The sequence below is a fragment of the Acidobacteriota bacterium genome (assembly GCA_009691245.1).
GTDB lineage: Bacteria > Acidobacteriota > Terriglobia > 2-12-FULL-54-10 > 2-12-FULL-54-10 > SHUM01.
The window spans coordinates 1-7,331 of sequence record SHUM01000094.1 but is presented as its reverse complement, the minus strand read 5'-3'; the positions used below and the strand labels follow the sequence as shown (position 1 = coordinate 7,331).

At 60.6% G+C, this 7,331-nt stretch carries 6 protein-coding genes and 1 tRNA gene; 5 read left to right on the top strand and 2 right to left on the bottom strand.

Annotated elements, in window-relative coordinates; genetic code table 11:
- Positions 1-483 precede the first annotated feature (483 nt).
- Positions 484-1,401, bottom strand: a complete 918-nt coding sequence (locus tag EXQ56_14530) for a hypothetical protein (GenBank protein ID MSO21637.1) — start codon at positions 1,399-1,401, stop codon at positions 484-486.
- 603 nt (positions 1,402-2,004) lie between these two features.
- On the opposite strand from EXQ56_14530, the gene guaA reads away from it, so the two are divergent.
- The gene (gene guaA / locus EXQ56_14525; protein MSO21636.1) at positions 2,005-3,756 is read left to right on the top strand and encodes a glutamine-hydrolyzing GMP synthase; all 1,752 of its coding nucleotides are present in this window, start codon (positions 2,005-2,007) and stop codon (positions 3,754-3,756) included.
- 95 nt (positions 3,757-3,851) lie between these two features.
- On the opposite strand, the gene EXQ56_14520 is transcribed toward guaA, so the two are convergent.
- A complete protein-coding gene (locus tag EXQ56_14520) occupies positions 3,852-4,088 on the bottom strand; it encodes a hypothetical protein (protein MSO21635.1) in 237 nt (78 codons plus the stop codon).
- A 113-nt stretch (positions 4,089-4,201) separates the two neighbouring features.
- Between EXQ56_14520 and EXQ56_14515 the strand changes: the two genes are divergently transcribed.
- The 4 genes from EXQ56_14515 to EXQ56_14500 form a co-directional block, all read left to right on the top strand.
- Positions 4,202-4,291 (top strand) — tRNA-Ser (locus EXQ56_14515).
- A 50-nt stretch (positions 4,292-4,341) separates the two neighbouring features.
- Positions 4,342-5,334: a MoxR family ATPase gene (locus EXQ56_14510; GenBank protein MSO21634.1), complete on the top strand. Its 993-nt coding sequence runs from the start codon at positions 4,342-4,344 to the stop codon at positions 5,332-5,334.
- A 32-nt stretch (positions 5,335-5,366) separates the two neighbouring features.
- Entirely contained in the window at positions 5,367-6,263 is an 897-nt protein-coding gene (locus EXQ56_14505; protein ID MSO21633.1) for a DUF58 domain-containing protein, read from the top strand.
- Between the two features lie 103 nt (positions 6,264-6,366).
- The coding region (locus EXQ56_14500) for a VWA domain-containing protein (GenBank protein ID MSO21632.1) at positions 6,367-7,331 on the top strand (965 nt) is incomplete at its 3' end.

The window sequence follows — 7,331 nt, the reverse complement described above, 5'->3', positions numbered from 1 at the left end:
CGCGTAAGGGGCCAAACGAAATCGGATGTGGCGCTCTCGCGCCGCTCCCGATGAGTCGATTGACCAGAATCCCGACCGGAATCCTGCGGAGCTTGGGTTACGGCCCACGGATTCCACCGCAAAATCGCCTTTTTCAACAAACTCCTAGACTGAACGCCGCAGCCGTCATCAACAATTGCATGAAAGAACGCGGCCTGAAGCATATTGACGCGGCGAATCTTCGGCGTCACACGGCCCGACGTCTCAAAACGCCTTACAAGTATGCTGAGAAGTTGCTCTATTGCATGCCGCCCGCCTTCAACCGCTCGCATAAGGCAGTACCATTAGCGGAACCAAAACCAAGAGCGTGACGCCTACGGCAGCGGCGACGATAATGATTCTCGCCGCCTTAGGAGACTCGATTCGGCAGCTTCGCCAGCCGCTGTCGCCATGACCAAGCAGTAGGCGGCGGCGTCCGCTGCGCGCGGCTCTCTCCGGCAACGGTCACTTTTTCTTGGGCGCGACCATCTCGGTAACCCGGCCAACGCTGGTATCTCCGGTATACAAGTTGCCTTGCTTATCCCAAGTCAGGTAGTTACTTTCGATGAATTCGCCTTCTCCAAAACCCATTCCGTTACCTACGGCGCCCAGCACGTTGCCATTCCGGTCGATCTTCAAGAGCTGGCCATCCTGGCCGCTTGCGACCCACAGGTCCCCGTTCGGGTCGAAAGCGACGGTACACATGAGGTTTCTCATCTGCACGGTCTTGACGAACTTGCCGTCGGCGGTATAGACCACCAGGCGATATTCCTCCCGGTCGGCCAGCCACACGTTGCCGTTCCCCGGGTCCACGGCGATGCCATGGACCATGCTGAATTTTCCTTGTCCGACACTGTTTCCGTACCATTGGTTGATAAATTTTCCAGTCTTATCCAGGTGGAGCACCCGCGCGGCGCCTAGATTATTGGCGGGATCATCCAAATCGGTGTCATTGGGACTCTCGTTCCCATGACCCTCACCGATATAGATGTCCCCATTGCGGCCGAAGGCCAATTGCAGCGGCTGCCAGAGAAGCCTTTGTCCCTTGGCTTCATCCCAATCGCCCCTTTTCCCCCTCACGCCAAGCGTCATCAGGAGCTTTCCCTGGGGGCTGATTTTCATGATGGTGGAACCATTCGCGTCGCAGATCCAGACATTGTCTTCCGCGTCGACTGCCATGCCGTGCGCCTTTTCCTGGTGGCCGATCACGTCATCGCCCACCGAGAAGATCAGCTTGCGATCGGGGCCGAATTTAAACAACTGCGGTTCTCCCGGCGCGTTGCGCTGAAAGGCCCACATATTCCCTTCCGAATCGATTTGAACCGCCGAGACTCCGCCACCGCCTTGGGGCATGTCGACGGGATAAGTGTAGGTGTACCCCATGGTTTGTTTCCACGTGACGCGCTGTAACTCGGAGCGCGCGCCGCCCAGTCGATTTCCGCAAACGGGCGAGCGGCTGCACAGCGGCACCGAGCTAACGGTGGGAGGCGGAAGAGCAGCTAGCGCGGTCTTGCACCCGAGGGATAGTCTGTCTGTATTCTGCGTCAAGCAGCCACGGGCCCCCAAACCCGTCTGTCCGGCACAGAAATTTGCGGCGTCCGCCATACAGCCGGTGAGCGCCCCACCGCGAAGGCTTTCGATGCCGCCCGAGGGCATGAGGACGCGTCCGCCCGGGCCGACGGCCAAGCGCCCACCCGGATCAGGGGCTGATCCCCGCATAAACCAACCTGGTGAATGAGGCCCTTCAGAGGCCGGCTGAGAGAATGTCAGCGTCGTCGCGGTAAAAATTAGGCCGAACGCCATTGCGGCGTTGCAGGACTGGCGGTGCATCTTGACCTCCCTGTGTCTAGTCGCCGATCTTCTCGGGAACATAGCTAAACATCATAGCCGGTATGTTCTCTCCTGGCATCCCGCAGGGGATGCTGAACCGGCATCGACATCAGCAAAAGGCGAGCCGCGCTCCACCCGCTCTGGCACAATAGTAACTTGCAACCTCAGATCACGGTCCTCGACGCCGGGGGACAATACTGCCACCTCATCGCGCGCAAGGTCCGCGAACTCGGCGTATATGCGGAGGTCGCCGCCAGCGAAACACCGGCGGCTGCGCTGGCCGGACGCAAAGGCATCATCATTTCCGGGGGTCCATCCAGTGTTTACGATTCGGGCAGCCCCACCATTGACCCGGCGCTGCTCGCGGCCGGAATTCCAGTCCTCGGCATCTGCTACGGCCAGCAGTTGATCGCGCACATGCTCGGCGGAACCGTATCGAAAGGCGAACGCGGCGAGTACGGTTTCGCGCAGCTCGATCTGACTGGCGCGGAGAGCATTTTCCTGGGCGTCTCCGGACGCCAACAGGTCTGGATGAGCCATCGCGATCTGGTGACCGTGCCGCCCGCCGGTTTCGACGTGCTGGCGCGCACAGACACGTGCCCCGTCGCGGCCATGGGATCGGCGGCGCAAAAAATCTTTGGCGTGCAGTTTCATCCTGAAGTGGCGCACACGCCGAGCGGCAAGACGATTCTTTCGAACTTCCTGTTTGAGATCTGCGGCTGCGAAAAGGACTGGGACCCCGCCGGACAGATCCTCGCCGTGGAAGAACACATCCGGCAGGTGGCCGGACATCGCAATATTTTCTTCTTCGTCAGCGGAGGCGTGGATTCCACGGTGGCCTACACTTTGTGCCTGAAGGCGCTGGGGCCGGAGCGCGTGCACGGAACCTACGTGGACACGGGCATGATGCGGGAGGGAGAAACGGAATTCGTGCGCGAGAATTTCGCCAGGCTCGGCGCGCGCGCGTTCCAAGTGGTTGACGCGCGGCAGGACTTTCTCGGCGCACTGGCCGGCGCCACCGAACCGGAGCGCAAGCGGCACATCATCGGCGAAAAATTCGTGGAGGTGCAGGAAAAGATTCTCGATAGCGAGCATTACCTGGACGGCCAATGGATCCTGGGCCAAGGCACCATCTATCCCGATACCATCGAATCCGGCGGCAGCGCCAAGGCCGATTTGATCAAGACGCATCACAACCGCGTGGAAGGGATCCAAAAACTGATCGAAGCGGGCCGCATCATCGAACCGCTCACCCAGTTCTATAAGGATGAAGTCCGCGCGATAGGGCGGCAGCTCGGCCTTGCGCCGGAGTTGCTGGAACGCCATCCCTTCCCGGGGCCGGGACTCGCAATCCGTTGCCTGTGCACGGATGAAATCACCGCGCCGCAGAGAACCGGGAATGGGTGGATTATTCCGGTGAGCTCCGTAGGCGTGCAGGGCGATTCTCGTACTTACAAGCCCGTGCTGGCGCTCGACGCGCCGCCGTCCAGTGAAGAAGACGCAGCCGCCATCATTAACAGCCGCACGGACGTGAACCGTATCGTGGGCACTGCCGTCACTTGCCGCCCGATGAGCGCTCTCAGGATAGCGCCCGCGCATCTCACTGCCGATCGCATGAACCGGCTGCGCCGCGTAGACGCCATCGTGCGCAACCTGTGCGTGAACTCCGGCTTCGAAAAAGAAATCTGGCAATTCCCCGTCGTCTTGATCCCCCTAGGCATCCCGGCGCGCCCCGATTCGGTGGTGCTGCGCCCGGTGGATTCGGTGGACGGCATGACCGCCCGCGCAGTTCGAATCCCCGCGGAGCTGCTGGGCACAATGACCAGGATGCTGATGGAAGTGGAAGGCATCGCCGGCGTGTTCTACGACTTGACCAACAAGCCGCCGGGGACTATTGAGTGGGAGTAGAAATCCTAACGTAAGTTGTTGATTTTAAACAATTTTCAACTTACACAAATGTGGCACACGCCCAGCTAAGTCGTTGATTTAGTTGGGCGTTTGGCTCACGCGATTGCGCGGCCGTCAGTTCCTTTTGGTATTCGATCTACTTCGCTACTTGTTGCGTCATGTTCAACAACAACTATGCTTAGGTATCCTCTACTTACAGGAATTGATTTCCAGAAATTTATGTACGGTATTAGTTCGTCAAAGTTTGAAATCCTGTCGGTTAGGAAGGGGTAGAGAGCTCGGGATGGAACGATTACGGTGCCTGCGAGCATCTTTCCACGCCATAAATCCATTTGCGCTCCCGCCTTGAGTGGGAGTAGCCGCAATCCGTCCGAAACTCCGGGGCACAATGCTTCCGAGATGGTATGAGAAGGCCGATCCCCCGAAATTCGTTACCATGGGAAGTGGAGGAATGGCCGAGTGGTTGAAGGCGGCGGTCTTGAAAACCGTTAGCGGGGTGACTCGCTCGGGGGTTCGAATCCCTCTTCCTCCGCCAGAATCATCGCTTATGACGCCACCCCATCCACGCGCGCTATGATGTAGACTGTGCCCACGGAAACCGCCCTACAACTCGCCACCACGCAACTCAACCGGGTGCGCGACGAAATTGGAAAAATCATTGTCGGCCAGCAGGATGTGGTCGACGGCGTCCTGATCTGCCTGTTGGCCGGCGGACACGTGCTTTTGGAAGGGGTCCCGGGCCTGGGCAAAACCACGCTCCTGCGTACTCTCGCGCGCGTCTTGCACCTGAAATATTCCCGCATCCAGTTCACGCCGGACCTGATGCCCGCCGACATCGTCGGCAGCATGATTATCGATACCGAGGACGGCCACAAGAGCCTGCGCTTCCAGCCCGGCCCCATCTTCGCGCACCTGGTGCTGGCGGATGAGATCAACCGCGCTACCCCGAAAACGCAGTCCGCGTTACTCGAAGCCATGCAGGAACACACCGTCACCACGGGCAACGAAACGCATCAACTGGAAGCACCTTTCCTGGTCATGGCGACGCAGAATCCCATCGAAATGGAAGGCACCTATCCGCTGCCTGAAGCCCAGCTCGACCGCTTTCTGATGAAGATCCTGGTAAAGTACCCGGCGCGGCATGAGCTCAACACCATCGTCAGCCGGACCATTCAGAAAGAAGAAACGCCCGTGAGCGTGGTCTTGAATCACGGCGAAATCCTTGAATTGCGGAGCATCTCGCGCGATGTGCTGGTGGCTCCGCACGTGCAGGATTTCGCTATCGATCTGGTGATGGCTACCCAACCCGATGCCGACCAGGGCCACGAGCTGGCCCGCAAGTTCATCCGCTACGGAGCTTCTCCGCGCGGCGCGCAAGCGCTGGTGGAATGCGGGCAGGTACTCGCGTTGATGAAAGGACGCGTGCACCTTTCGGTTGACGACGTCAAACAGGTGGCCGGCGCCGTGCTGCGCCATCGCATCATCTTGAACTTCGACGCCCATGCCGACGGCCAGACGCCGGAAACCGTGCTCGGCAAAATCATCCCGAGCGTCACAGCCCGCGCCGCCGCGAAGTAGGGGGAGTCAAACGGCAACACCCTGGCGTACCCATGGCTGAAGACCTCCTCATCGACACCCGCCTCCTGGAAAAACTGGAGCGTCTCACCATCCAGTGGCAAAAATCGCTGGGCGGCCTGGTAGGCGGCGACAACACCTCGCGCTTTGGCGGCGCGGGTCAGGAGTTCCTGGACCATCGCCAGTTTCATCACGGCGATGAACTCCGCGACGTCAATTGGCGCGCCTTCATGCGGCTGGAAAAACTATTCCTCAAGGTGTTCCATTTGGAGCCGCGCATTCCTGTCCGCATCCTGTTCGACGTCAGCCCGTCCATGGCCACGGGCGCCGGCGACGGCACGCTCTCCAAGTTCGACTACGCCCGGAAACTCGCGGCGGCCGTCTGCTACGTCGGCCTGGTGCGGCTCGATTCCATCACACTCCAGCCGTTCAGTGACAGATTGGGCGATGGCCTCTCCGTGGGGGGAGGCCGCCAGCGGTTCCAGCCCGCCGTGCGCTATCTCTCGGCGCTGAAGCCCGGAGGCAAAACCAATTTCCTGCAATGCGCGCGGGACTTCCTCACCAAGTTCCCGCAAGCCGGCTTGACCATCGTGATTTCCGATTTCTTCGATGAAGCGGATTGCGACAAACCCTTGCAATATCTGGCCGACTTCGGGCACGAATTGATTCTCATCCAGGTATGGGCGGACGACGATCGTGAGCCTGCCTGGGAGGGAGAACTCGATCTGGAGGATGCGGAATCCGGAGCGCGCCTGCAACTGCCTTTCGGCGAGGACGCGCGCGTTTCCTACACCGCGGCGTTCGACGAATTTAGCGCGCACCTCCGCGAAGTCGCACTGCGCAACGGGGGCCGTTATGTGAGTCTATCGACCTCCACTCCAGTTGAAGATGCGATCTTCGGCCCCATGGTCCGCAGCGGGGCACTGCAATAACCGCGCTGCAATTACTGTGATACGGACACATTTTTCGCCAGTCCGCGGTGGCCTCCGCCGCAGCCTGTTACACTAGCAGATCGGGCTTCTGTAGGCATCACCGATGAACTTCCTGAATCTCGGCCTGGGCGAATTCCTGGCGCTCGCCGGAGTCATCTCCGCCGCCGTGGTGGTTCTGTACCTGCTGGACCGCTCCAAGCGCCGCCACGTAGTCGCCACGCTCCGTTTTTGGGCCGCCAGCAACGTCCCCAGCGAATGGAAGCGCAGCCGCCGTATTCAGCAGCCCTGGAGCTTGCTGCTGCAATTGTTGAGCATCTTGCTGCTCCTGCTGGCGATTGCCGGCCCACGCTTCGGAGGCGACGCCACCGCCCTCCGCGATCACGTGCTGCTGCTGGACACCTCGGCGTGGATGGGCGCGCGCGCCCGGCAGGGCATTCTTCTCGATCAGGCCAAACAGTTGGCGGTGTCCTATCTCGGTACCGTGCCCGCGGGAGACCGCGTCATGGTGGTGCGCGCGGACGCTCTGGCCACTCCGGTCACGGCATTCGAGACTCGCCGCGAGCCGCTCCTCAACGCGATTCGCCAGTCGCAGCCGTCCGCGTCGGCGCTCAATCTGGAACAGGCCATCGAGTTTGCACAGCGCGTGCAACGTTTGCAGGGACATTCCGGCGAGATCGTGTTCTCAGGAGCGGGCCGCATTTCGCGCGCCGAAGCCGAGGCCCTGGCTCCGCCGTCCAATCTGCGCGTCCTGCAAGTGCCTTCCGCAGGCGAAAATGTCGGCATCCGCAAACTGGGACTCCGCCGTTCGCCCACGAGACCAGACACGTGGGAAGCTTTTGTCGGATTGAAAAACGACGGAACGCGTCCACGGGAAATCGCTCTCGAACTGCATTTTGGGGGCGCCACGGTGGCCCGCAAGACCATGACGCTGGATGCGTCGCAGGAACCGGAGATGACGTTCGGCTTCACCAATCCGCGCGCGCCATTCCTCGAAGCCACGATTCGCTCCACCAACAGCCGGGGCGACGCGTTCCCTCAGGACGACCGCGCGGCCATCGACGTACCTGA

What these genes read in the sequence shown, in the direction of transcription:
- EXQ56_14530 (MSO21637.1), bottom strand. Translation starts at nt 1,401, where the DNA reads ATGGGGTACACCTACACTTATCCCGTCGACATGCCCCAAGGCGGTGGC.
- EXQ56_14520 (MSO21635.1), bottom strand. Translation starts at nt 4,088, where the DNA reads ATGGATTTATGGCGTGGAAAGATGCTCGCAGGCACCGTAATCGTTCCA.
- EXQ56_14505 (MSO21633.1), top strand. Translation starts at nt 5,367, where the DNA reads ATGGCTGAAGACCTCCTCATCGACACCCGCCTCCTGGAAAAACTGGAG.